The sequence below is a fragment of the Microbacterium sp. 18062 genome, from assembly GCF_902706225.1.
Classification (GTDB): Bacteria; Actinomycetota; Actinomycetes; order Actinomycetales; family Microbacteriaceae; genus Microbacterium.
Window position 1 is genome coordinate 78,160 of record NZ_CACSKB010000001.1, and the last position, 22,795, is coordinate 100,954.

A 22,795-nucleotide genomic window follows, 5' to 3' on the forward strand; every position below is an offset into this window, starting at 1 on the left:
GTGAACATCGCCTGCCAGAAGGAGCAACCATGAGTGACACCGAGGGCGAACGCCCCGATTCCGTCGACACCGCCGCCGACTCGTCCGCCGAGAACCCGGCCGCCTCCGCCTCCGCCGGCGCTCCGGCCGTGCCCGCCCATCCCGGTGCCCCGGGCGCCTCCGCTCCCGGTTCCTCCGTCCCGGCCTCCGTCGAGCCGGCCTCCGTCGAGCCGGCCTCCGCTGAGCCGGCCGCTCCCGCGCAGCCCGCCGCCGCGGTGCCGCCGCGCCCGCCGTATCCGGTCGCCTACCCGGTCGCCGGTCCGGAGAAGCCGCAGCCGTACGCCGGCGCGCGCGCCGGTCAGTCGTTCGGCCCGGCCGCGGAGGCCCTCCCCACTCTTCCGCTGACCGGCGGCACCGCGACGGCCACGGCCGCGCCCCGCAAGAAGTCGACGGCCGGCCGCACCGTGGGACTCCTCGTCGCCGCGGCGATCGTCGGTGGTGCCGCAGGACTCGGCGGCACCTACGCCGGCGTCAGCCTGTGGGGAACGACGAGCGAGGCGACCGCGACCGGTCCGTCGGTCGTGACGGTCAACGACGCCGACAGCGTCAACGCGGTGACCGCGGTCGCGGCCAAGGTCGTGCCGAGCGTGGTCACGATCTCCGCGTCCTCCGGCAGCAGCGGCGGAACCGGCTCGGGAGTCATCATCTCCGACGACGGATATGTGCTCACCAACACGCACGTCGTGACCCTCGACGGGGCGACCGCCTCCCCGACGCTGTCGGTCACGACCTCCGACGGCAAGGTCTACAGCGCCACGATCGTGGGCACCGACCCGACGTACGACCTCGCGGTCATCAAGCTCCAGAACGCCTCGGACCTGGAGCCGATCGAGTTCGCCGACTCCAGCAACCTCAACGTCGGCGACGACGCGATCGCGGTCGGCGCTCCGCTGGGCCTGGACAACACGGTGACCACGGGCATCGTGAGCGCGCTGAACCGTTCGATCGAGATCGCCTCCTCCGCGGCTCCCGACGACTCTGCCGGCGACGACGAGAGCGACGAGGGCGACCAGAGCGAGAGCCCGTTCCAGTTCGACTTCGGTCAGGGCGATTCCAGCCAGCAGAGCACCTCGTCGACGATCAAGATCTCGGTCATCCAGACGGATGCGGCGATCAACCCGGGCAACTCGGGTGGTGCGCTCGTCGACGACCAGGGTCGTCTGATCGGCATCAACGTCGCGATCGCCTCCTCGGGCGGGACCAGCTCCAGCCAGTCGGGCAACATCGGGGTCGGCTTCTCGATCCCCTCCAACGTCGCCGAGCGCGTCGCGGACGAGATCATCGAGACGGGATCGGCGACCCACGGCCTGCTGGGCGCGACGGTGCAGGACGCCGCCTCTCTCGAGAACGCGACGATCCAGGGCGCGGCCATCGCCGAGGTCACCTCCGGAGGCGCGGCGGAGGCGGCCGGCCTGCAGGCGGGCGACATCGTCACCGGATTCGACGGCGTGCCGATCGGCGGCGCGATCGACCTCACCGCACAGGTGCGAGCCGCGGCCGCCGGTGCCGACGCGACGATCACGTACGTCCGAGACGGCGAGACCCGCACGGCGGATGTGACCCTCGGCGCGTTGCAGCCGTAACCCCTGCACCCGGCTCGGACGCCACCTCGCGATAGGCTCGCGAGGTGGCGTCCTTCTCGTTCGGCGACGGGAACGCGAAGAAACTCCTCGCGCTCCCGCTGTATGCCGCGGGGTGGATGCTCACCCGCTTCGTGCCGCGTTCCCGCGACGAATGGGTGTTCGGCTGCGCGGTCGGCATCGCCGACGGAGCGCTCGCGGTCTGGGAGCAGGCGCACGCCGCCGGCACCCGATCTCTCTGGCTCGTCGACGGCCCGGCGCAGGAGCGGGACGCGGCGGCACGCGGCATCCCGGCCGCGCGGAAGGGGTCGCTGCGCGGGCTCTGGCGCACGGCGCGCGCCCGCGTCGTCGTCGTCACGCACGGCTTCGGCGACGTCAACCGGTACACGGTGTCGGGGGCGTTCATCGTGCAGCTGTGGCACGGGATCCCGCTGAAGCGGATCGGGATCGACTCGCCCGAGACCGTGCGCAGCAGCATCCTGCCCTCTTCGGCTCTGGTCCGCCGCGCGGTGGCGGCGATGTACCGGTCGGCGACCCGGCGCATCGGACTGCTTCCGGCCGCCTCGCATCTGGTGCGCGGACGCCTCGAGTCCGCCTTCTCACTGCCGGACGCGCGGGTTCCGGTCGTCGGCGAGCCGCGCGTGGACGTCCTCTCCTGCGGCACCGCTGCCGAGCGACGCCGAGCCGCCCGGCAGGAGCTCGCCCGTCTCGTGGGCGACATCGGCGAGGCGCCGGTGGTGCTGTACGCCCCCACGTGGCGCGACGGCGACCTCGATCCCGCGATCCCGGATGCGGACGACGCCGCGGCGATCGCGACGTTCCTCGAGGAGTCGGGGGCGATCCTGCTCGTCCGGTCGCATCCGCTCGGGGCGGGGGAGTACCGCGTCCCCGCGGCGGAGGGGCGTGTGCGCCTCCTCGGCAGCGACGTGGTCGCGGACGTGACGCCGCTGCTGTCCGGACTCGACGCGCTCGTCACCGACTACTCCTCACTGGCCTTCGACACGTCGCTCGTGCCACTGCCGGTCGTCTTCCTCGCCCCCGACGTCGTGGAGTACGGTCGCCGTCGCGGGTTCTACGGCTCGTTCCGCGAGGTCGCCGGCGACGATGCCGCCGAGACCTGGCCCGAGGCGCTCGGGCAGCTCGGCGCGGTGCTCGCCGACCCCGTCGAACGGAAGCGACGGCTCGACCGCGCGCGCGAGCTGGATGCGCGGGTGCACGCCTTCCGTGACGGCCGCAACGCCGAGCGCGTGTATCGTGCGATCGTCGAGGCCATCGGCGCGAGCACCCGCTCGGACGGGCTCGGAGAGGACACCGAATGACGACGGCGCGATGGGAAGACCGTGACGGACCGGCGCTGATCCTCGGCGGCGACGGACCGCGCCCCGCGCGCGTCGATCTGGTCGGCGCGCGCGCTCGCGTGAGCGCGAAGCTCACCGGCCGCGGCAGGACCTGGACGGCCACCCTGCCGCTCGAGGTCGCGCGCTGGGGCGGCGACACGCTGCCGCTGCCGACCGGTGCCTACACGGTCGAGGTTCATCCGGCCGAGGGCGCATCCGATCCCGAGGCCCCCGAGCCGCTCCCGCTCTCGGTCGGGGTGACGCTCCGGGCGAGTCTCGACGGCTGGCGGCTGCGCATCGGCCCCCCGGTCGATCCCGCCTACGACTCGGGCGAAGGCCAGGACGCGCTCGAGAGGCGCTACGCGTCCGCGCGCGGCGAGCTGGAGAACGCCGTCTTCTTCGAGAGCTTCTACGGCCGGAACGCCAGCTGCAACCCGCTCGCCATCGACCGGGAGCTGAGCCGGCGTGCGCCGGGCATCGTGCGCTACTGGAGCGTCGTCGACCTCTCCGTCGCGGTTCCCGAGGGCGCTGTGCCGGTCGTGGAGGGCAGCCCGGAGTGGTGGCGGGCGCGCGGTGTCGCGCGTCTGCTGGTGGTCAACGACTGGCTGCGGCGCCGGTTCGTGCGGCGCCCCGGCCAGACCGTCCTGCAGACCTGGCACGGCACCCCGTTGAAGCGGCTGGCGCTGCACCGGCCGGGCTTCGACCCCCGCCGCGCCGTCGCGGTCGTGCGCGAGAGCCGGCGGTGGAACGTGCTGCTCGCCCAGAACCCCTATGCGGCGGGCATCCTGAAGAAGGCGTACGCGTTCCTCACCCGGCCGATCTGGGTCGAGGGGTACCCCCGCAACGACGTGTTGACGACGGGCGACGGCACGGCCGTGCGCGGGCGGCTCGGCATCGGCGCCGACGAGCGGGTGCTGCTCTACGCGCCCACCTGGCGCGACGACCGGGAGCAGATCGTCGACTTCCTGGAGGCGGAACGCCTCGCCGCCGACACGGGCGCCGTCGTGCTCGTCCGCGGGCACTCGCGCACCCTGCTGCCGGGCACCGACACGACCGGGGCGCGGGTGATCGACGTGACCGGATTCCCAGACACGTCGCAACTGCTGCTGGCCGCCGACGCGCTCATCACGGACTATTCGTCGATGATGTTCGACTTCACCGTCACCGGAAAGCCGATCTACTTCCTCGTGCCGGATCTCGAGCACTACCGTGGCGAGCTGCGCGGGTTCTACTTCGACCTCGCGGCGCACGCGCCCGGACCGCTGGTCCGCACGCAGGAGGAGCTCACCGCAGCGCTCGCCGCCGATGAGGACCCCGCGCTCGCGGAGCGCTATCGCCGGTGGCGGGCACGGTTCAACGCCCGCGACGACGGTCACGCGGCAGAGCGCGTCGTCGCCCGCATCCTGGATCAGGGATTCGTGGCGGGCTGAGGTGAAGGCCTCCCGTTCGGGTGAGCGCGTGGCCTCGCTCCGCTCGAGCTCGATGCGTCGAGCGGTCAGGGCAGGGGCGTGTTGCGGGTGCCGATCCGCGATGTGTCGACCGTGTCGCGTGCTCCGGAGAGTGCGCCGACCAGGAATCCGGAACCCCAGGCGAGGTGCATGGTCGGCAGGACGGCGAGCGTCCACAGCCTGTCGCGCCATCCGCGGCCCCCGCCCCGGCCGGCGGCGACCGTGACGATGAGGGCGACGTAGGCGAGCACGGGGAGATAGACGACGGATGTCACAAGCCCCGCGATGCCCGAGAGCACACCGGTGGTCTGCAGCACCGCGACGACGACGCTCGCCGCGACCGCGAGCACGAGCGCGGGCGGGGCGAAGAAGCGCAGCGAATTGCGTCGGCCGTAGCGGCGCACCAACTCGCCGCGCCAGGCGCCGGTGGCCCGGAACTGGCGGGCCAGGCGCGACCAGCTCTCGCGCGGCCAGTACGTGACCGCGAGGGCCGGGTCGAACCAGACGCGATAGCCGGCGCGTCGGATGCGGAGATTCAGCTCCCAGTCCTCGCCGCGGCGCAGCGACTCGTCGAACCCGCCGATCTCGTCGAGCACCGCGCGGCGCATCACCCCGAGGTAGGCCGACTCGGCGGCGCCCTCGCGCGTGCCGCCGTGGTAGGCGCCGCCGCCCAGCCCGAAGGGGGAGTTGTAGGCGCGCGCGACGGCGCGCTGGAACGGGGCGCGTCCGTCGGCGTGCATGATGCCGCCCACGTTCGCGGCACGCACCCTGGCGAGGGTCGCGAGCGCTCGCGTCGTGTAGCCCGGTGCCAGCTCCGAGTGCGCGTCGACGCGGACGATCGTCGGCAGGGCGCTGTGCGCGATCGCGAGGTTCAGCCCGGTCGGGATGTCGGCGTCGGGGTTGTCGACGAGCACGATGCGGTCGTCTCCGGCCGCCAGGCGCCGCGCGAGCTCGGTCGTGCCGTCGGAGGAGGGTCCGAGGGCGAGCACGAGCTCCGTCGGCCCCGGCACGTCCTGATCGAGCACGGTGCGCACGGCCCGCTCGAGGTAGTCGATCTCGTTGAGCACGGGCATCACGAACGAGACCCCCGCATCCGGCGCGGGGACGGGCGCGTCCCGTGGGCCACCGGCGTCGACATGCATCCGACGATCATCGCATGCGACCCGGTCGTTAGGCTGGAGGGATGGGATGGGCATCGGACGTTCGTGCAGCCAGAGGACTCCTGCGGCGGGCGCTCGAGAACCGCCGGGCCGTGCGGCAGGTGCGCGCACGGATCGCCGCCGCGCCGCCGCATCCGTCGAATCGCTTCCGCATCGCGGTCTACTTCGCCGACGGCGCGGTGAACATGTACCAGATGCGGCAGTGGTACAAGCCGCTCGCGACGCTGGCCGAGACCTGGCCGGTCGTCGTGCTCAGCCGTGTCGCCACGGGGGCGCGGGCGCTGATCGACGAGAGCGGTCTGCCGGTGGCGTTCGTGCCGACGGTGCGCGCTCTCGAGAAGTACATCGCCGGCCAGGACATCCGCGTCGTGCTGTACGTCAACCAGAACACCCGTAACTTCCAGATGTTCCGCTACGGCCGGCGCTGGCACGTGTTCATCAACCACGGCGAGTCCGACAAGATGTACATGACCACCAACCAGTTCAAGGCGTACGACTACGCACTGGTCGCCGGCGACGCGGCGCGGGAGCGGCTCTCGCGAGTGCTCTGGAACTACGATCTCGACACCCGCACGATCGAGATCGGCCGTCCGCAGGCGGACCACTACTCGGGTGAGCTGCCGTACACGCCCGACGACCGCACCGTCGTGCTCTACGCGCCGACCTGGGAGGGCGACCGCCCGTCGGCCCACTACGGCTCGATCGCCTCGCACGGCGAGGCGATCGCGGGTGCGCTGCTGGCCTCGGGGAGGCACCGGTTGATCTACCGTCCGCATCCGCGCAGCGGCGTGGTGGACCCGCAGTACGGCGCGGCCCACGCCCGCATCGTGGCGGCGATCGCGGCGTCGAACGCGGCGGATCCGACGGCGCAGCACGTGTTCGACGACGGTGCCGACCTCGGCTGGCAGCTCGCCTCGGCCGACGTCGCGATCGTCGACATCTCCGCCATGGTCTACGACCGCCTCGCGGCCGACCGGCCCCTCATCGTCACCCGTCCCGTCGATCCCGAGGCGGTCGTCGACACCCACGGCTACCTGTCGGCCTGCGAATGGCTCGACGCGGTGCGCGCGCCGGAGGTCATCGTCGAGACCGATCGGGTGCTCGGCGATCCCGAAGCGGTGTCGCGTCTCGCGTACTGGGTGCAGCGCTACTTCGGCGACACGGCGCCCGGGGCGCCGACCGCCCGCTTTCACGCCGCGATCGAGCAGCTGATGGACGAATGGGACCTCTGGCACGACCGGTCCCTCACCCAGGGCGAGGACGATCCCGAGGCGGAGGCCGAGCTCGACGCCTGAGCCCTCAGGGGGCGGTGCCCTCCGGCGTCTCGGCGGCGTCGACGCCGGTCGCCGGTCGCTCGTCGCCGGAGTCGGCTCCCGGGTGGTCCTTCCGGGATCGCCCGAGGGCCCGCCGTGAGCTCTCGGTCGTGCGACGGCCGACCGAGCCGACGCCGCGCACGGCGCGGCCCGCCCCGCGGACGGCGGCTCCGGCGGCTCCGGCGACGGCTCCGCCCGCGCGGACGATGCCGTGTCCGGCGAGTCGCTCGAGCGGAGCCTGGCCGGGCCGGGGCTCGAGGTCGGCCGGCAGCAGCACCGGCGGCATCCCGAAAGCGAGCCGGGACGTCGTGATGACGCGGCGGCCGAGGATGTGGTTGCCCGTCCCGCCGACGGCGGCGCCGACGCCGAACGGGAGCGCCTTGCCGAGCCAGGAGGCTCCGCCGCGGGCGGCGAAGCGATGCAGGAACGACGTCTTCAGCCGGTCGACGAGCGGGCCGATCGCGAAGCGGGGGATCGTCTTGGTGACCAGCTCGCCCCAGTACGCGTCGCGCCCGGGACCGCGACCGCTCGCCTGCCGGGCGAGCTGGGTGACCAGGTCGATGCCCTCCTGGCCGAGCAGGAGGGTCAGCACGAGCGCGCGGGCGCGGTCGGGGCTCTCGACCGGAACGCCGTGCACCTCCGCCAGCGACTGGGCGAACAGCGCCGTCGTCTCGAGGAAGCCCAGTGTCTCCACACCGCTGAGGGCGAGGGTGACGCCGGTGCCGATCCCGGGAACGACGGCGGTCGCGCCGACCGCGGCGCCTCCGGTGGTCACCGCCGCGAGATAGCGCCGCTCCAGCATCCGGACGATGTCCACCGTCGCGGCAGCCGGATGACGCAGACGGATGCCGCGCAGATGCGCCAGCACAGCCGGTCGCTGGATCGCGAGCACCCGATCGAGGGCACGGACCGTCAGCGGATGCTCGGTCGACCCCTGCGGGGGGAGTCCGCCGTTCCACGGAGCGTCGTCGGGCAGCGAGTGGATCCGATGCACCTTGTCAGTCACGACGCGATCCTAAGCGCCCGCGCTGGGGGAGCGCTGATGCGGCTGCGCCCCTTGACCGAGCGGGCGGGGCGTGCTCAGACGAACAGGTTCGCGCGCTCGAGGTCTTCGGCGAAGTCGACCTCGACCGCGTAGAGGTCGGAGATGTCGAGCGGCTCGAGCAGCAGGCCGTCATGCAGGATGGCGAGCTCGAGACCGCGCTCGAAGTAGTCCTGGTCGCCGACCCGGGCGAGCTGGTGCATGAAGGCGCGCTTGTCCCGGCGGGAGATGTAGTTGATGCCGACCGCCTCGCCGATGCCGCCGCGCACGGTCTTCGACAGCTCCTTGATGAAGCCTTCGGGCGTGGTCGTGTATTTGACCTCTTCGTCGCTGACCCTGGCGGTGTTGACGGCGACGAACGACTGCTCCCGCTCGATGAGCTCGATGGCGCGGCCGAGCACGCGCGGATCGAACACGACGTCGCCGTTCATCCACAGCACGCCCGCTCGACCGGTCGCGGTGAGCGCCCGGAGAAGGCTCTTGGAGGTGTTGGTCTGGTCGTACCGCTCGTTGTAGACGTAGTCGGCGTCGGGGAAGGCATCGACGACGGTCTCGGCCCGGTAGCCGACGACAGTCGTGATCCTGGCGTCGTCACCGAAGGCGGCGCGGATGTTGTCGTGCTGCTGCCGCATGATGCTGCGGCCGTCGGCGAGCTCGGTGAGGGGCTTCGGCAGGCTGCGTCCGAGACGCGAGCCCATGCCTGCGGCGAGGATGACGGTCTGAAGTCTCATCTGCATGCTCCTGGGATCTGGAAGTTCACGGCCGGTTCACCGGCACGACACCTCCTTGTGCCCGCCCAATGCTAACCAGGACACCTGGGAGAGATCCGGATCGGGAGCGAATCCTGTGGAGAACCGGGTATTCGTTGTCGTTTTGTGACATTCCGACACGGATGCGAGGCGACTCGCGGGTAGCGTCGGAGCGGGTTGATACCGTGGACCGGTGACCGACTCGACGCCTGGCTCCGACGTGCCACCGCCCGATGACGCGGGGGTTGCCGCGAGCGGTCCGGAAGCCGCACCGAGCGTTCCGCCGCGCACCGACGAGGCCGCAGAGTCCGGCGCCGACGCGAAACGACCCGCCTCGCGCACCCCCCGCACGCCGGCGGCGAAGAAGCCCGCGACCATCGGGTCGAAGAAGCCGGCCGCGGCCGGATCGAAGAGGCCCGTCACGGCCTCGAAGAAGCCTGCGACACCGCGGAAGACGGGCTCCTCCGCTGCGGCCGACGCGGCGGAGGGCACGTCGACGCCCCGCGCGCCGCGGACGCCCGCGCGGGCGAAGACGACCGGTGGGGACGGCTCTGCTCCCCGGACACCGCGCAAGCCCGCGACACCGCGCACGCCGCGCACGCCCGCGACGGCCCGCGCGAGCACGTCGCGGACCCCGCCGCCGAAGCCTGCACCCGCATCCGAGCCCGCGGACGCGACGCCGGTGTCGCTCGCCGCCTCGCCGCCGCCCGCGGCGGACCTCGTCATCCCGCCGCGACCGCCGCTGCCGCCGCTTCCGCCGCTTCCGCCCCTTCCGGCGGCCGTGCCGACGCCGGACGCATCCGCGCCACCCGGGCCTGAGCCGTCCGCCGATGCCGATCAGGCCGATGCCGACGACATCGACGACACGGTCGAGATCGCACCGTTCCGAGGACTCGCCGATGCGTCGCTCGGGTCCGTCGAGGACCGCGTGGGAACGACCCTCGCGGAGCCGGAGCCGGAGCCGGAGTCCGAGCGCGGACGCGAGTCGGAGAAGCCCGAGCCCGAGTCATGGACGGAGGCGGAGACGGTCGCCGATCCCGAGGTCGAGGCCGCAGCCGAGGTCGAGCCTGACGCCGTGGCTGAGCCCGCAGCCGAGGTCGAGTCCGTGGCTGAGAGCATCGAGTCTGAGTCTGAGGCTGAGGCTGAGGCTGAGGCTGAGACCGAGACCGAGACCGAGACCGAGACCGCTGAGACCGAGCCGGAGCCTGAGCCCGAGACCGCCGCGCCTGAGGCGGAGCCCGATCGCGTACCGGTCGCCGAGATCGAGCCGGTTACCGAGATCGAGCCGGCCGACGTGGACGAGCCGGCCGACGTGGACGAGCCGTCGCCCGTCCTCGTGGTGGTCGACGACGTCACGGAGGCATCCGGCGGGGCCACGGATCCCGTCGCCGACTCGGGGGCGGAGCCCGCGCTGCGCGTGACGGGGCTCCGCAAGTCGTTCGGGACGACGTCGGCGGTCGGCGGCATCGACCTCGTGGTGCCGGCCGGAACCTTCTACGGCCTCGTCGGGCCGAACGGCGCCGGCAAGACGACGACCCTCTCGATGATCGCGGGCCTCCTGCGTCCGGATGCCGGCAGCATCCGCATCGCCGGTCTCGATGCGCGTGCGAAGTCACGGCAGGCGAAGCGGCTGGTGGGCGTGCTGCCCGACCGGCTGCGCACCTTCGACCGGCTCACCGGGCGGCAGCTGCTCTCGTACAGCGGTCTGCTCCGGGGGCTCAGCCCTTCGACGGTCGAGAGCCGCGTGACGGACCTCGGCCGGGCGTTCGATCTGACACAGGCCCTCGGCCGTCCCGTGTCGGACTACTCGGCGGGCATGACGAAGAAGGTGATGCTGGCAGGCGCCATGATCCACTCGCCGCGCCTGCTCGTCCTCGACGAGCCGTTCGAGGCCGTCGACCCGGTCTCGAGCGGGGTCATCCTCGAGATCCTCTCCACGTACGTGGCGCACGGCGGGACCGTGCTGCTGTCCAGCCACGGCATGGAGCTCGTCGAGCGCGTCTGCACACGGGTGGCCGTGATCGTCGCCGGGCAGGTGCTCGCCGAAGGCACGGTCGACCAGGTGCGCGGGGAGCGCACCCTGGAGCAGCGCTTCCTCGAGCTCACCGGCGGGTCCAACGAGGTGGAGGGCCTCGAATGGTTGCACACGTTCTCCGACTGAGGCTGGCGCTCCTCGTCGGCGCCCTGCGCGGCCAGCCCGGCGAACGCGCACGCACGATCGCCGGCCTCGTTGCGGTGGTCGCGGGCGTCGCGGTCGTGTGCGGGGGGGTCTTCGCCCTGGGCGCCGTGTCGGCCGCCGCCGCTTTCGTGGTCGCTGTGCTCGGCGGCTCCGCCGTCGCCATCGGCTACGCGCTCGCCTCGCCCGTCTCCGGCACGGCCGACCAGCTCGACCCCCGTCGCTTCGCGACCCTGGGCCTGGGCGCCCGCCCGCTCGCCGGCGCCACCCTGCTCGCCAGCCTCGTCAGCGTCCCCATGCTCGCGCTCGCCGCCGTGTCGATTGCGATCGGGCTGATGTGGGCGGAGCGGGGCGCGGGGCCGGCGGCGATCGCCGGGCCGCTGCTCGGGTTCCTCACCTGCCTCGTGCTCGCCCGCGTCGGTGCCGGCGTCTCCGCGGCGATCGGCGGACAACGCCGCTCCCGTGAGCTGACGGGACTGTTCATCCTGGCCCTGCTCGTGGTCGTGGTGCCCGTCGGGGTGTTCTTCGCCTCGCTCGACTGGGGTGACCAGGTTCCGTCGCAGCTCGACGCGGCCGCGCAGATCCTGAGCGTCACCCCCGTCGGTGCGGCATGGGCGCTGCCCGGAGCCGCGGTGGCGGGCGACACGGCCGCGCTCTGGACCGCCCTGGCGATCTCGGTCGCGACGATCGCCGCACTGGTCGTCGCCTGGTACGGGCTCGTGGCGCGGGCCCTGCGCACCATCGACCGCCCGTCGCTCGGCCGAGAGCGCGGAGGCATGGGGTGGTTCTCGGTGACGCCCGGAACACCCGGCGGGGCGATCGCGGCGCGCAGCCTGACGTACTGGCTGCGCGACCGCCGGTACGGCGTGAACATCCTCGTGGTGCCGGTCGCGGCCCTGCTGACCACCATCCCGCTCCTGATCGCCGGGGTGCCGCCCGAGATCGTGGCGCTCGTGCCCGTGCCGATCGTCGCCCTGTTCTTCGGATGGCTGCCGCACAACGACCTCGCCTACGACTCGACCGCGGTGTGGCTGCACATCGCGTCGGGGGTGCGCGGGATCTCCGATCGGATCGGCCGGCTCGTGCCCATCCTCGTGATCGGAGTCCCGACGTTCGCGATCGCCATCCCTCTCGTCATCGCCGTCAACGGGCGGTGGGCGCACCTGCCCGCTCTCGCCGGGGTGACCATCAGCCTGTTCCTGGCGGGGCTCGGCCTGTCGTCGATCTCGTCCGTCGCGACGCCGTATGCAGTGTCCCGCCCGGGCGACAGCCCGTTCCAGCAGCCGCAGCGCACCGGATCCGCGGGCGTCGCCGGCCAGGCGTTCGTCATGATCGGATCGCTCCTGATCAGCGCTCCGACCCTGTGGTGGGCGTGGCTCGCCGTCTCGGGCGATCCGTCGTACGGGCTCGCCGCCCTGGTCGCCGGCATCGCGACGGGACTCCTCGTGCTCGGCATCGGCCTCGCGGTGGGGGCGACGCTGTTCGAGCGGCGCTCGGGCGCGCTGATGGAGTTCGTCGAAGCGGCGTACTGAGGCGAAAGCCTCCCCGGAGGGGGAGATCTCGGGTCTGTCCCGGATGGCCATCGACCATCGGTCGCTGATCCGGAGATCCGGACGGTGCCGGGAACATCCGTCGCGACTACACTGGCAGACCATGAGCACGCCTCTCGACAGCCCCGACCAGGGCGGACTCGCCACCCTCGACCGCGAGCTCGAGGAGCTCATCCGCGAGGAGAACGTCGAGCCCGGCGACCATGAGCGGTTCTCGCACTACGTCAAGAAGGACAAGATCCTCGAGTCCGCGATCACGGGCAAGCCTGTGCGGGCACTGTGCGGCAAGAAGTGGACCCCCGGGCGCGACCCGGAGAAGTTCCCGGTCTGCCCGTCCTGTAAAGAGATCTACGAGTCGCTGCAGTCCTGAGCGCGCCTCCGCCAGGCCTCGGCGCGGGTCACGCGAAGACGGTCGGGATGGCCGGATCCGAGCGGCTGAGCCCGAGGGCTCTCACCGGCAGTTCCGCCCGTGCGGCGGCATGGTGGTCGCGTGCGGCCCGGACGCCGTCGGCGCCGGCGAGCTCCGTCGCGATCTGCCCGTCGCGTACCAGGTCGACCCGCAGCGCACGGGAGCCCGGATCGCCGCCCGCCGCCTCGGACGGATCGGCACCGTCGACCACCGCGACGACCTCGGCGGTCGCGACGCCCGCGGCGACCCTGCGGAACGCCGTCTTGCGGCCTCCCGCCGAGGCCTTCTGCGCCGAGGTCTTCGCGACCGGCACCCAGTCGCCGGCCGCGTCCTGCCGGGCGACGAGCTTGTAGACCATCCCGGCGGTCGGTGATCCCGATCCGGTCACGACCGACGTGCCCACTCCGTATGCGTCGACGGGGGATGCGGCAAGCGCTGCGATCGCGTACTCGTCCAGGTCGCTGGTCACGGTGATGCGCGTGCTCGTCGCCCCGAGCCCGTCGAGGATCTCCCGCACCTCCGCCGCGACCACCGGCAGGTCGCCCGAATCGATGCGGACGCCGCCGAGGCCGGTGCCGGCCACGCGGATCGCGGTCTCGACGCCCCGGCGGATGTCGTAGGTGTCGACCAGCAGCGTCGTACCGAGGCCCTGCGCGGCGATCTGCGCGCGGAAGGCGTCCTCCTCGTTGTCGTGCAGCAGAGTCCAGGCGTGCGCGGCCGTGCCCATGGTCGGCACGTCCCAGACCCGTCCGGCCTCCAGGTTGCTCGTCGCATCGAAGCCGGCGATGTACGCGGCGCGGGCCGCCGCGACGGCCGAGTGCTCCGCGGCGCGGCGCGAGCCCATCTCCGCGAGCGGGCGCCTTCCGGCGGCGATCGCCATCCGCGCCGCCGCCGTCGCCACCGCGGAGTCGTGGTTCAGCACGCTGAGCGCGAGCGTCTCGAGGACGACCGCCTCGACGAACGTGCCCTCGACGGTGAGCACGGGGGAGCCGGGGAAGTACAGCTCGCCCTCGCGATACCCGGCGATCGACCCGCGGAATCGGAAGGTCTCGAGGTACGCCAGGGTGTCCGCATCCACGATCCTGCGGTCGCGGAGGAACCGGAGCTCCTCGTCGCCGAAGCGGAAGTCCGCGAGGAGCGCGAGCAGGCGCCCGGTGCCGGCGACGACGCCGAAGCGGCGCCCGCCGGGCAGGCGCCGCGCGAACAGCTCGAACACGCACCGCCTCGTCGCCGTGCCGTCGCGCAGGGCGGCCTCGATCATGGTCAGCTCGTAGCGGTCGGTCAGCAGGGCCGTGGAGGCGGACATGGCGGTCACTCTACCGAGCGCGGGTAGGGTTGATGCTCGTGGACGACGCGCCGATCGGGATCTTCGACTCCGGGGTCGGAGGGCTCACCGTGGCGCGTGCGATCTCGCAGCTGCTGCCGCGCGAGTCCCTGCTGTACATCGGCGACACCGCGCGCTCGCCCTACGGTCCCCAGCCCATCGCCGATGTGCGCCGCTACTCGCTGGAGATCCTCGACACGCTGGTCGAACAGGGCGTGAAGATGCTGGTGATCGCTTGCAACACCGCGTCGGCCGCGATGCTCCGCGACGCTCGGGAACGCTACGACGTCCCGGTGGTGGAGGTCATCGGGCCGGCGGTGCGGACGGCGATCTCGACGACCCGCAACGGACGCATCGGCGTGATCGGCACCGCGGGCACCGTCGGCTCCGGCGCCTACCAGGACATGCTCGAGGTGAACCCGAACGTGACCGTGTTCGCCGAGGCGTGTCCGCGCTTCGTCGAGTTCGTCGAGGCCGGGATCACCGACACACCCGAGGTGCTGGGTGTCGCCGAGGAGTACCTTGCGCCGCTGCGGCACGCGGGTGTCGACACCCTCGTGCTCGGCTGCACGCACTACCCGTTCCTCGAGGGCGCGATCAGCTACGTGATGGGGCAGGGCGTCAGCCTCGTCTCGAGCGATTCCGAGACCGCGAAGGACGTGTACCGTCAGCTCGTCTCCCGCGACCTGCTCGCGGGCCCGGATGCGGTCGCCCACCACGTCTACGAGGCGACCGGCTCGTCGGCCGACGACTTCATCCAGCTCGCGCACCGGCTGATGGGGCGCGAAGTGCGCTCCGTGCAGCTCGTGCAGACCGGCGCGATCGACCTCCCGCGCTGATCCCGTCCCCCGAACCCCGAGGAGTCCCATGTCCGAGATCACCCGCGCCGACGGCCGTGCTGTCGACCAGCTCCGTCCCGTCACGATCGAACGCGGGTGGAGCGCGCACGCCGAGGGCTCGGCGCTCATCTCGTTCGGCGGCACGAAGGTGCTGTGCACGGCCTCGTTCACGAACGGCGTGCCCCGTTGGCTCGCTGGCAAGGGCAAGGGCTGGGTGACGGCCGAGTATGCGATGCTGCCCCGGGCCACGAACAGCCGCAACGATCGTGAGAGCATCAAGGGAAAGGTCGGCGGCCGCACCCACGAGATCTCGCGCCTCATCGGGCGTGCCCTGCGCGCGGTGGTCGACACCAAGGCGCTGGGGGAGAACACGATCGTCATCGACTGCGACGTGCTGCAGGCCGACGGTGGCACGCGCACGGCCGCGATCACGGGCGCCTACGTGGCGCTCGCCGACGCGATCGAGTGGGGCCGCGGCAAGAAGTTCATCGGCCAGAAGTCCACCGTGCTGATCGACTCGGTGTCGGCGGTGTCGGTCGGCATCATCGACGGCGAGCCCATGCTCGATCTCGCCTACGTCGAGGACGTGCGGGCCGAGACCGACATGAACGTCGTCGTCACCGGCCGCGGCCTGTTCGTCGAGGTGCAGGGCACCGCCGAGGGCGCGCCGTTCGACAAGCGCGAGCTCGACGCCCTGCTCGGCCTCGGCGTCGACGGCTGCGCGAGCCTGCGCGAGGCGCAGCTGGCCGCCCTCGGGAACGGTGACGCGTGACGGCGCGCATCGTCCTGGCGACCCACAACCCGCACAAGGTCGAGGAGTTCCAGGCGATCGTGCGGGACACCCGTCCCGACCTCGAGGTCGTCGGCTACGACGGGCCCGAGCCGGTCGAGGACGGCGTGACGTTCGCGGCCAACGCGCTGATCAAGGCGCGGGCCGCCGCATCCCACACCGGCCTTCCCGCGCTCGCCGACGACTCGGGCATCTGCGTCGATGTGCTCGGGGGATCGCCGGGCGTCTTCTCCGCCTACTGGGCGGGGCATCGCAAGGACGCGCGCGCGAACCTCGAACTGCTGCTCGACCAGCTCTCCGACATCGCTGACCCGCACCGCGGCGCGCAGTTCGTCTCGACGATCGCCCTCGTGATCCCGGATGGCGACGAGCACGTCGTCGAGGGCGTCTGGCCGGGGCGCCTCGCGGTCGCCTCGGCGGGGGCCGGAGGGTTCGGGTACGACCCGATCTTCATCCCCGACGGCCAGGCGCCGGGCACCGAGCGCACGGTGGGCGAGTGGACGGCCGAGGAGAAGAACGCCGCCTCGCACCGCGCCCGCGCCTTCGCCGCGCTGGCCCCTCTGCTCGCGCAGCTGTGAGCGCCTGAACCCCGCGAGAAACCACATCCGACGCGAGACATCGCGCGATGCGGCACGTCTCGTCGCGGATGTGGTTTCTCGCGGGTGGAGGTCGGCAGCGCGGATGAGAATCGGGATCGTTTCCGATTGCGGGGGATCGGGGTGCAAGACGGGGTCTTTCTCGTAGCCTGGGCACATGCACGATCATGCGCCGGCCGGGGGAGTGCGCGGGGCCGCCAACCGTCGTCTGCTCGCGGTCTCGCTCGGGATCACCTCCACGGTGTTCGTCGTGCAGGTGGTCGGGGCGATCCTGTCCGGCTCGCTCGCGCTGCTGGCCGACGCCGTGCACATGCTGACGGATGCGGCGGCCCTCGTGATCGCGCTGATCGCCAGTATCGTGGCGGCCCGGCCCGCCAACGACCGACGCACGTTCGGGTATCAGCGCGCCGAGGTCTTCGGGGCGCTGCTGAACGGCGTGATCCTCATCGCACTGTCGCTCTGGGTCGCGTTCGAGGCCGTGATGCGGCTGATCGATCCGGAGGAGCCGGAGGTCGAGGGCGGGCTGATGCTCGGGGTCGCGGTCGTCGGCCTCGTCGCGAACGCCGTCGCGATGTGGCTGCTGAGCGCCGCGCAGCGCACCAGCATCAACGTGCGCGGCGCCTACCTCGAGGTGCTGGGGGACCTGCTCGGGTCGGTCGCGGTGATCGTCGCGGCGGTCGTCATCCTGACGACCGGCTGGCTGCCCGCCGACGCGATCGCGTCGTTGCTCATCGCCGCGATGATCGTCCCGCGCGCGATCGGGCTGCTCCGCGAGGTCGCCTCGGTGCTGAGCGAGGCGACCCCGAAGGGGATGCAGGTCCGTGAGATCCGCGAGCACATCCTGGGGACGCCGGGGGTGGCCGGAGTGCACGACGTGCATGTGTGGCAGCTCACCCGTGGTGCCCCGGTGTTCTCGGCACACGTGGTCGTCGATGCCGACTGCTACGCGTCCGGGCGGGCGGACGCCATCCTCACGGAGTTGCAGAGCTGCCTCGCCTCGCACTTCGACGTCGAGCACTCGACCTTCCAGCTGGAGCCGTCGGGGCACGTCGAGCACGACGCCCACGCCTGAGCAGGAGCAGAGGGGCACTCAGGACTCGTCGCGGACCTCGGCGGGGGCCTTGTCGGGGCGGAGCCCCCGCCACCGTGCGTGCCGGAGCCGGCCGTCGGGCGTCGCTTCGGCGTACGCCACCTCGGCGACGAGCTCGGGCCGTACCCAGAGTGCGTCGGAGGCGTCGGCATCCGGCACGTCGAGGAACGGCGAGGCGTCGGTGCGCAGCGGCTCCAGCCGCTCGGCGAGCAGCCGCAGCGCCCGCTCCCCGAATCCGGAGCCGACCCGGCCCGCATAGCGCAGCCCGTCGAGCGTCGGGATGCCCATGAGCAGGGACCCTATCGAGCCGCTCCGATTGCCGTGGCCGGGTCTGATCCCGCCGATCACGATCTCCTGCATGCGGACGTGCTTGGCCTTCAGCCAGTCGGCGCTGCGCTCGCCGGGGCGATAGCGGCTCGCCGGGTTCTTCACGACCACGCCCTCGAGGGCGAACGCCGCGCTCGCCGCGAGCGCGGCGTCGACGTCGTCGAAGACGGGCGGGGCGACGATGCTCGGGCCCGCGTCGGCGACCAGGCGCTCCAGCACGTGGCGACGTCGCACGAGGGGCTCTCCGGTGAGATCCGCCCCCGCGGACGAGAGCACGTCGAACACGTGCAAGCGCACCGGCACCCGCCGGGCCTCGGCGAGGATCTCGCCAGCCTGGGTCAGATGCATCCGGTTCTGCAGGCGGGTGAAGCTCGGCCGGCCGTCGGCGCCGAACGCGACGATCTCGCCGTCGAGGACCGCCGGGGACGATCCCAGCGCGACCCCGGTGAGCTCCGGATAGCGTGCCGTGATGTCGGTTCCGCTGCGGGCGCGCAGCAGCATCCGCGTGCCGTCCCAGAAGGCGAGTGCGCGGATGCCGTCCCACTTGATCTCGGCCCACTCCGCCGACCACCGGCGCGCGGTGCTGCGTGCGAGCGCGGGCGAGGCGTTCTCGGCGAGCATGGGCCGCAGGCGACCGGGGGAGAGCGCCCCCGGCCAGGCGGTCGTAGGGGCGGTCGTGCTCTCCGGAGTCGAGGCGGGTGCAGGGGGCGAGGCAGAGACCGGGCTCGAGACGGACTCGGGCGGAGCCGCATCCGTCTTCATGCGGTGCAGCAGCCAGGTCGACTTCTCGCCGCTGCCGTCCGTGCGGATGAGCGCGAGACGCACGCGGCGCAGCGGGCCGTCGGGGCGTCCGACGAGAGTGAAGATGACCTCGTCGTCGCGCCACTTCTCGAGCTCGTACGTCCCCTCGTCCCAGATCGTGACCGTGCCGGCGCCGTATTCCCCTTTCGGGATGCTTCCCTCGAACGAGCCGTAGGAGAGCGGGTGGTCCTCGGTCATGACCGCGAGATGGTTGCGGTCCGCCGTCTCGGGCACGCCTTTCGGCACCGCCCAGCTCACGAACACGCCGTCCCGCTCGAGGCGCAGATCGTAGTGGAGGCGCCGGGCGTGGTGCTCCTGGATGACGAACCGCGGTCCGTCTTCTGAGGCGGAGGGCCCGGCGCGGGGGTGATCGGGCACGGGCTCGGGGGTGCGGTCGGCGGAGCGCTTGGCGAGATAGGTACGCAGCGGCGCGCGGTCGGCGACGCGCTCGCCGAGCCGGAATCCGAGCCCGGCCATCGGGTCGCCCCGTCGGCCGGTGCGCTCGAGCACCGCGGCGATGTCGAGGTGGGCGAGCGCGGGATCGTCGAGCTCCTCCCAGGTGCGGGGGGCCGCGACCGTGGGGCGGCCGCGGCCGCGCAACGAGTAGGGCGCGATCGTCGTCTTCTTGCCGTTGTTCTGGCTCCAGTCGACGAACACCTTGCCGGGCCGCGCCGCTCTCGACATGGTGCTCAGGACGAGATCGGGATGGTCGGCCTCGAGCGAGCGGGCGAGCTCCTTCGCGAGCGCCGACGCCTGCTCGCTCGTCTGCCCCGCCGGCAGCGCGCTGTACAGATGGATGCCCTTGCTGCCGCTGGTCACGGGCAGCGGCGGCATCCCGATGTCCTCCAGGATGTCGCGGGCCAGACGAGCGACCTCGGCGCACTCGGCGAGGCCCACGTCGTCCCCGGGGTCGAGATCGAGCACCAGACGGTCGGGTCGCCCGGGCCGGCCGTCGGAATCGAACCGCCACTGCGGGGTGTGCAGCTCGAGGCTCGCGGTCTGCGCGAGCCAGACGAGGGTCGCCCGGTCCGCCACGAGCGGGTAGAGCTTCGTGCCGGTCGAGTGGACGATGCCCCGGCGCGGAACCCAGTCGGGGGCGCCCCGTTCGAGATCCTTCGCGAAGAACGACGTCCCCGGATGCTCGTCGTCGCCCACGCCGTCCGGCCAGCGCTTGCGGGTGACCGGTCGTCCGTCGAGGTGCGGCAGCATGAGCGGCGCGATGCGCGCGTAGTAGTCGACGACCTCCGCCTTGGTCGTGCCGGTCGCGGGGTAGAGCACCTTGTCGAGACGGCTGAGGCGGACGCGGCGGCCGTCGACCGTCACCGTCTGCTGCGCGTCCGCCATGCCGACCATCATGCCGCGCGGGGTGCAAGCCCTAGCCACGGCGCGGCGATCCGGTGTGTACTACCAGGATGAGGTCGATCTGGAAGGGCGCGCTGACGTTTGGTCTGGTCAACGTGCCGGTCAAGGTGTACTCCGCCACGGAGGACCACGACGTCTCGCTGCACCAGGTGCACGACAGGGACGGCGGGCGCATCCGGTACCAGCGTACGTGTGAGATCTGCGGCGAGGTCGTCGCCTACCGGGACATCGACCGTGCCTACGACGACGGCGAGCGCACGGTGGTGCTGACCAAGGACGACCTGGCGGCGTTGCCGGCGGAGAAGTCGCGCGAGATCGCCGTGGTGGAGTTCGTGCCGAGCGATCAGGTGGATCCGATCACGTTCGACAAGGCGTACTATCTCGAGCCCGACTCCTCGTCGCCGAAGGCCTATGTTCTGCTGCGGCAGACCCTGGAGCAGACCGACCGTACCGCGATCGTGCAGTTCTCGCTTCGGCAGAAGACGCGTCTGGCGGCGCTGCGGGTGCGCGGCGACGTGCTCGTGCTGCAGACGCTGCTCTGGGCCGACGAGGTGCGGGCGGCGCAGTTCCCGTCGCTCGAGGAGCCGGTGAAGATCTCCGACAAGGAGATGACGCTGTCGGGGGCGCTCGTCGACAGCTTCTCGTCGGACTTCGATCCGTCGCAGTTCCGGGACGACTACCAGGAGGAGCTGCGCACGCTCATCGAGGCCAAGCTCGAGAAGGGCGAGAGCCTGGACACGTCGGAGACCTTCGGCGAGAAGGCCGAGGCGGAGCCGGGCGGCGAGGTCATCGACCTGATGGCGGCGTTGCGCGCGAGCGTCGAACGCAGCCGCGCCGCCAAGGGCGACGGCGAGCCGGCGAAGACCGCGCCGAAGAAGTCGAAGAAGGCGGCGGCGAAGGCGTCCTGAGCGCAGATCAGCGGGCGGCGGTGTCGTCCGTCTCCGCGAGCTCCTTCTTCACCTTCGCGCGCTCGCGGAAGTAGTGCCAGACGGTGATGGCCGCGGTGATGAGCACGACGCCGATGAGGATCACGTCGATGTACTCGGTCACGATGTGCGCCACCCACGGGATGAAGCCGATCGCATAGCCGATGAGGGTGAGACCGACGCCCCAGACGACCGCGCCGATCAGGTTGTAGAGCGTGTACTTGCGCCACGGCATGTGGCCCACGCCCGCGGCGACCGGGGCGAAGGTGCGCACGATCGGCACGAAGCGGGCGAGGATGACGGTGAGGCCGCCGAAGCGCTCGAAGAACGCGTTGGTGCGCTCGACGTTCTTGCGGCTGAACAGGCCGGAGTCCTTGCGTTCGAAGATCGCGGGCCCGGCCTTGTGCCCGATGAGGTATCCGACCTCGCCCCCGACGAAGGCGGCGAGGCCGATCGCGAGAGCGACGAACCAGACGTTCACCCCGAACACGCCGTTCGGCGCGACGTCGGACGAGTGCGAGAGGAGCCCCGCGATGACCAGCAGCGTGTCGCCCGGGAGGAGGAAGCCGACCAGCAGACCGGTCTCGGCGAAGACGATGAAGCAGACCACGGCCAGCGCCCAGGGGCCTGCGGCCGTGATGATCTGCTCGGGATCGAGCCAGGGGATGAGGGCGATGGAGTGCACGGCGGTCCCGTCGGTGGGGTGGTGGTCGGTGGGATCGTCGGTCTCGTGGGGATCCTCGGGCGATCGGGTCTTGTCGGATCTCAGTGTATCCGTGCCTCGGAGAGACGTCCGAGGGTCGGCGGCGACGTCGGGGACGCGACGATCCTGCCGATCTCCAAGGGGACTCGCTAGTGCAGGCTCTCGCTCAGCCGTCGCAGCCAGGCCTGGAACTCGGCCGGGCCGTCGAAGTGCGCGCCGGGGACGTCGAGGACCCGCCGATCGGCGTCGGGGCCTTCGACGACGAGCGCGTGTCCGCCGACGGAGATCGCCGCCTCGAATGCGGGAAGGTCGCCGAGGTCGTCGCCCGCGTATGCGATGCTCTGCAGATCCCTGGTTCTGATGATCCTCTCCAGAGCGGTGCCCTTGTCCTGGTCGAGCGGCATCCGAAGCTCCTCGACCAGCTTTCCGGGCTCGCGGCGCAGGCCGAGCCTGTCGACGATCTCCTGGACCAGGGGAGCGATCAGATGCGCGGCGGCGTCCCGGTCGTCCGCGCGTCGCCAGTGGACGGCGACGGCGAGCGATTTGTCCTCCACGGAGATTCCGGCGACGTCGTCCAGCGCGGAATGCAGCTCGTCCGCGGCCTGCCGGACCGCGGGTACCCACTGCCGTGCGTCCGGGACGACGTCGATGCGCCCGTCGGTGTGCTGCTCGAGTCCGTAGGAGCCGTACAGCTCGACGCCGGGGACGGCTGCGCGTTCGGCGAGGAAGGCGGCCGGGCGGCCGGAGAGGAGAGCCACGACGGAGAGCCTGGTCGCCAGGGCCGCAAGGAGATCCGCGGTCCCCGGGAGCAGCTCGCTGCTCTCCGGGCGGTCGGTGATGCGCGAGAGCACGCCGTCGAAGTCCATCACGAGCCCCGCGTTCGGCTCTTCGGTGAGCGCACGCAGCGCCGCGGCAGGAGTGTCCATGTCGTAAGCCTAGGTAACGAGGCAGGCATCGTCGTCCGGTGCGCGGCGCGTGGCCAGTCGTGGCGAAGCGGCTCTTTTCCCGTCGGCGAGCACGACGTCCGGCATGAGCTCCGGGATGAGCGCGAGCGCCCGTTTCCCGTCCTCCGCCTCGGCGACCACCTCGATTCCCCGTTGGGTCTCCAGAATCATCCGCAGGCCGCGCCGCAACAGCTCCTGATCGTCGACGATGAGCACGCGGCCCGCGGGCACATCGTCACGGCCGACGAGACCCTTCGGCGCAGCCTGCGGACCGATGAGGACGGGCGCAG

20 protein-coding genes are annotated in these 22,795 nt (G+C 71.9%); 12 read left to right on the forward strand and 8 right to left on the reverse strand.

From position 1 onward, the window contains the following. Positions 1-29: 29 nt before the first annotated feature. From GVL03_RS00360 to GVL03_RS00370, 3 genes are read left to right on the forward strand one after another with little or no spacing between them, the layout of a single operon-like run. Positions 30-1,622, forward strand: a complete 1,593-nt coding sequence (locus tag GVL03_RS00360) for a S1C family serine protease (RefSeq protein WP_159498347.1) — start codon at positions 30-32, stop codon at positions 1,620-1,622. Positions 1,623-1,666: 44 nt separating this feature from the next. Next, on the forward strand, positions 1,667-2,938 hold the full coding sequence (locus GVL03_RS00365; protein WP_159498348.1) for a CDP-glycerol glycerophosphotransferase family protein: 1,272 nt from the start codon (positions 1,667-1,669) through the stop codon (positions 2,936-2,938). Continuing rightward, the gene (locus GVL03_RS00370; RefSeq protein WP_159498349.1) at positions 2,935-4,386 is read left to right on the forward strand and encodes a CDP-glycerol glycerophosphotransferase family protein; all 1,452 of its coding nucleotides are present in this window, start codon (positions 2,935-2,937) and stop codon (positions 4,384-4,386) included. The genes GVL03_RS00365 and GVL03_RS00370 overlap by 4 nt, the downstream gene beginning before the upstream one ends. A gap of 65 nt (positions 4,387-4,451) precedes the next feature. Here GVL03_RS00370 and GVL03_RS00375 read toward each other — a convergent pair whose 3' ends face one another. Then, the gene (locus GVL03_RS00375; protein WP_159498350.1) at positions 4,452-5,546 is read right to left on the reverse strand and encodes a glycosyltransferase family 2 protein; all 1,095 of its coding nucleotides are present in this window, start codon (positions 5,544-5,546) and stop codon (positions 4,452-4,454) included. A gap of 41 nt (positions 5,547-5,587) precedes the next feature. Here GVL03_RS00375 and GVL03_RS00380 point away from each other — a divergent pair, with 41 nt between their 5' ends. Then, a complete protein-coding gene (locus GVL03_RS00380; RefSeq protein WP_159498351.1) occupies positions 5,588-6,859 on the forward strand; it encodes a CDP-glycerol glycerophosphotransferase family protein in 1,272 nt (423 codons plus the stop codon). Positions 6,860-6,863: 4 nt separating this feature from the next. Here GVL03_RS00380 and GVL03_RS00385 read toward each other — a convergent pair whose 3' ends face one another. Beyond that, the gene (locus GVL03_RS00385) at positions 6,864-7,883 is read right to left on the reverse strand and encodes a hypothetical protein (RefSeq protein WP_159498352.1); all 1,020 of its coding nucleotides are present in this window, start codon (positions 7,881-7,883) and stop codon (positions 6,864-6,866) included. Positions 7,884-7,957: 74 nt separating this feature from the next. Next, on the reverse strand, positions 7,958-8,650 hold the full coding sequence (locus GVL03_RS00390; protein ID WP_159498353.1) for an NTP transferase domain-containing protein: 693 nt from the start codon (positions 8,648-8,650) through the stop codon (positions 7,958-7,960). A gap of 211 nt (positions 8,651-8,861) precedes the next feature. On the opposite strand from GVL03_RS00390, the gene GVL03_RS22540 reads away from it, so the two are divergent. The 3 genes from GVL03_RS22540 (at position 8,862) to GVL03_RS00405 (ending at position 12,764) form a co-directional block, all read left to right on the forward strand. Continuing rightward, positions 8,862-10,829 (forward strand): ABC transporter ATP-binding protein, encoded by a 1,968-nt coding sequence (locus tag GVL03_RS22540; protein WP_306770298.1) that lies wholly within the window; start codon positions 8,862-8,864, stop codon positions 10,827-10,829. After that, on the forward strand, positions 10,805-12,376 hold the full coding sequence (locus GVL03_RS00400; RefSeq protein WP_159498354.1) for a hypothetical protein: 1,572 nt from the start codon (positions 10,805-10,807) through the stop codon (positions 12,374-12,376). The genes GVL03_RS22540 and GVL03_RS00400 overlap by 25 nt, the downstream gene beginning before the upstream one ends. A 121-nt stretch (positions 12,377-12,497) precedes the next feature. Next, positions 12,498-12,764, forward strand: coding sequence for a DUF3039 domain-containing protein (locus GVL03_RS00405; RefSeq protein ID WP_159498356.1), 267 nt, complete (start codon positions 12,498-12,500; stop codon positions 12,762-12,764). Between the two features lie 28 nt (positions 12,765-12,792). On the opposite strand, the gene GVL03_RS00410 is transcribed toward GVL03_RS00405, so the two are convergent. Continuing rightward, positions 12,793-14,109 (reverse strand): nicotinate phosphoribosyltransferase, encoded by a 1,317-nt coding sequence (locus GVL03_RS00410; protein ID WP_159498358.1) that lies wholly within the window; start codon positions 14,107-14,109, stop codon positions 12,793-12,795. 38 nt (positions 14,110-14,147) lie between these two features. On the opposite strand from GVL03_RS00410, the gene murI reads away from it, so the two are divergent. The 4 genes from murI to GVL03_RS00430 all read left to right on the forward strand — a co-directional run bounded on the left by murI (position 14,148) and on the right by GVL03_RS00430 (position 17,424). Next, positions 14,148-14,966, forward strand: a complete 819-nt coding sequence (murI, locus tag GVL03_RS00415) for a glutamate racemase (RefSeq protein WP_159498360.1) — start codon at positions 14,148-14,150, stop codon at positions 14,964-14,966. A 28-nt stretch (positions 14,967-14,994) separates the two neighbouring features. After that, a complete protein-coding gene (rph, locus tag GVL03_RS00420; protein WP_159498362.1) occupies positions 14,995-15,738 on the forward strand; it encodes a ribonuclease PH in 744 nt (247 codons plus the stop codon). Next, entirely contained in the window at positions 15,735-16,334 is a 600-nt protein-coding gene (gene rdgB, locus GVL03_RS00425) for an RdgB/HAM1 family non-canonical purine NTP pyrophosphatase (protein ID WP_159498364.1), read from the forward strand. The genes rph and rdgB overlap by 4 nt, the downstream gene beginning before the upstream one ends. 175 nt (positions 16,335-16,509) lie before the next feature. Beyond that, positions 16,510-17,424 carry a cation diffusion facilitator family transporter gene (locus tag GVL03_RS00430; RefSeq protein ID WP_159498366.1) on the forward strand — a complete coding sequence of 305 codons (915 nt, stop codon included), beginning with the start codon at positions 16,510-16,512 and terminating at the stop codon, positions 17,422-17,424. 18 nt (positions 17,425-17,442) lie between these two features. Here GVL03_RS00430 and GVL03_RS00435 read toward each other — a convergent pair whose 3' ends face one another. Next, positions 17,443-19,914: an ATP-dependent DNA ligase gene (locus GVL03_RS00435; protein ID WP_159498368.1), complete on the reverse strand. Its 2,472-nt coding sequence runs from the start codon at positions 19,912-19,914 to the stop codon at positions 17,443-17,445. A 68-nt stretch (positions 19,915-19,982) separates the two neighbouring features. On the opposite strand from GVL03_RS00435, the gene GVL03_RS00440 reads away from it, so the two are divergent. Beyond that, entirely contained in the window at positions 19,983-20,840 is an 858-nt protein-coding gene (locus GVL03_RS00440; RefSeq protein WP_159498370.1) for a Ku protein, read from the forward strand. Positions 20,841-20,847: 7 nt separating this feature from the next. Here the strand turns inward: GVL03_RS00440 and GVL03_RS00445 are convergent, their stop codons facing one another. From GVL03_RS00445 to GVL03_RS00455, 3 genes are all read right to left on the reverse strand, one after another. After that, positions 20,848-21,543: a DedA family protein gene (locus tag GVL03_RS00445; RefSeq protein WP_159498372.1), complete on the reverse strand. Its 696-nt coding sequence runs from the start codon at positions 21,541-21,543 to the stop codon at positions 20,848-20,850. A 167-nt stretch (positions 21,544-21,710) separates the two neighbouring features. After that, positions 21,711-22,487, reverse strand: coding sequence for a trehalose-phosphatase (gene otsB / locus GVL03_RS00450; RefSeq protein WP_159498374.1), 777 nt, complete (start codon positions 22,485-22,487; stop codon positions 21,711-21,713). Positions 22,488-22,496: 9 nt separating this feature from the next. Next, positions 22,497-22,721 carry a response regulator gene (locus GVL03_RS00455; protein ID WP_235037957.1) on the reverse strand — a complete coding sequence of 75 codons (225 nt, stop codon included), beginning with the start codon at positions 22,719-22,721 and terminating at the stop codon, positions 22,497-22,499. Positions 22,722-22,795: the final 74 nt, after the last annotated feature.

Excerpts from the sequence above, each read along its gene's own strand:
- GVL03_RS00360 (WP_159498347.1), top strand. The coding sequence starts at position 30 with ATGAGTGACACCGAGGGCGAACGCCCCGATTCCGTCGACACCGCCGCC.
- GVL03_RS00370 (WP_159498349.1), top strand. The coding sequence starts at position 2,935 with ATGACGACGGCGCGATGGGAAGACCGTGACGGACCGGCGCTGATCCTC.
- GVL03_RS00375 (WP_159498350.1), bottom strand. The coding sequence starts at position 5,546 with ATGCATGTCGACGCCGGTGGCCCACGGGACGCGCCCGTCCCCGCGCCG.
- GVL03_RS00380 (WP_159498351.1), top strand. The coding sequence starts at position 5,588 with ATGGGATGGGCATCGGACGTTCGTGCAGCCAGAGGACTCCTGCGGCGG.
- GVL03_RS00390 (WP_159498353.1), bottom strand. The coding sequence starts at position 8,650 with ATGAGACTTCAGACCGTCATCCTCGCCGCAGGCATGGGCTCGCGTCTC.
- GVL03_RS00400 (WP_159498354.1), top strand. The coding sequence starts at position 10,805 with ATGGTTGCACACGTTCTCCGACTGAGGCTGGCGCTCCTCGTCGGCGCC.
- GVL03_RS00405 (WP_159498356.1), top strand. The coding sequence starts at position 12,498 with ATGAGCACGCCTCTCGACAGCCCCGACCAGGGCGGACTCGCCACCCTC.
- GVL03_RS00410 (WP_159498358.1), bottom strand. The coding sequence starts at position 14,109 with ATGTCCGCCTCCACGGCCCTGCTGACCGACCGCTACGAGCTGACCATG.
- rph (WP_159498362.1), top strand. The coding sequence starts at position 14,995 with ATGTCCGAGATCACCCGCGCCGACGGCCGTGCTGTCGACCAGCTCCGT.
- GVL03_RS00430 (WP_159498366.1), top strand. The coding sequence starts at position 16,510 with ATGCACGATCATGCGCCGGCCGGGGGAGTGCGCGGGGCCGCCAACCGT.
- GVL03_RS00435 (WP_159498368.1), bottom strand. The coding sequence starts at position 19,914 with ATGGCGGACGCGCAGCAGACGGTGACGGTCGACGGCCGCCGCGTCCGC.
- GVL03_RS00440 (WP_159498370.1), top strand. The coding sequence starts at position 19,983 with ATGAGGTCGATCTGGAAGGGCGCGCTGACGTTTGGTCTGGTCAACGTG.
- otsB (WP_159498374.1), bottom strand. The coding sequence starts at position 22,487 with ATGGACACTCCTGCCGCGGCGCTGCGTGCGCTCACCGAAGAGCCGAAC.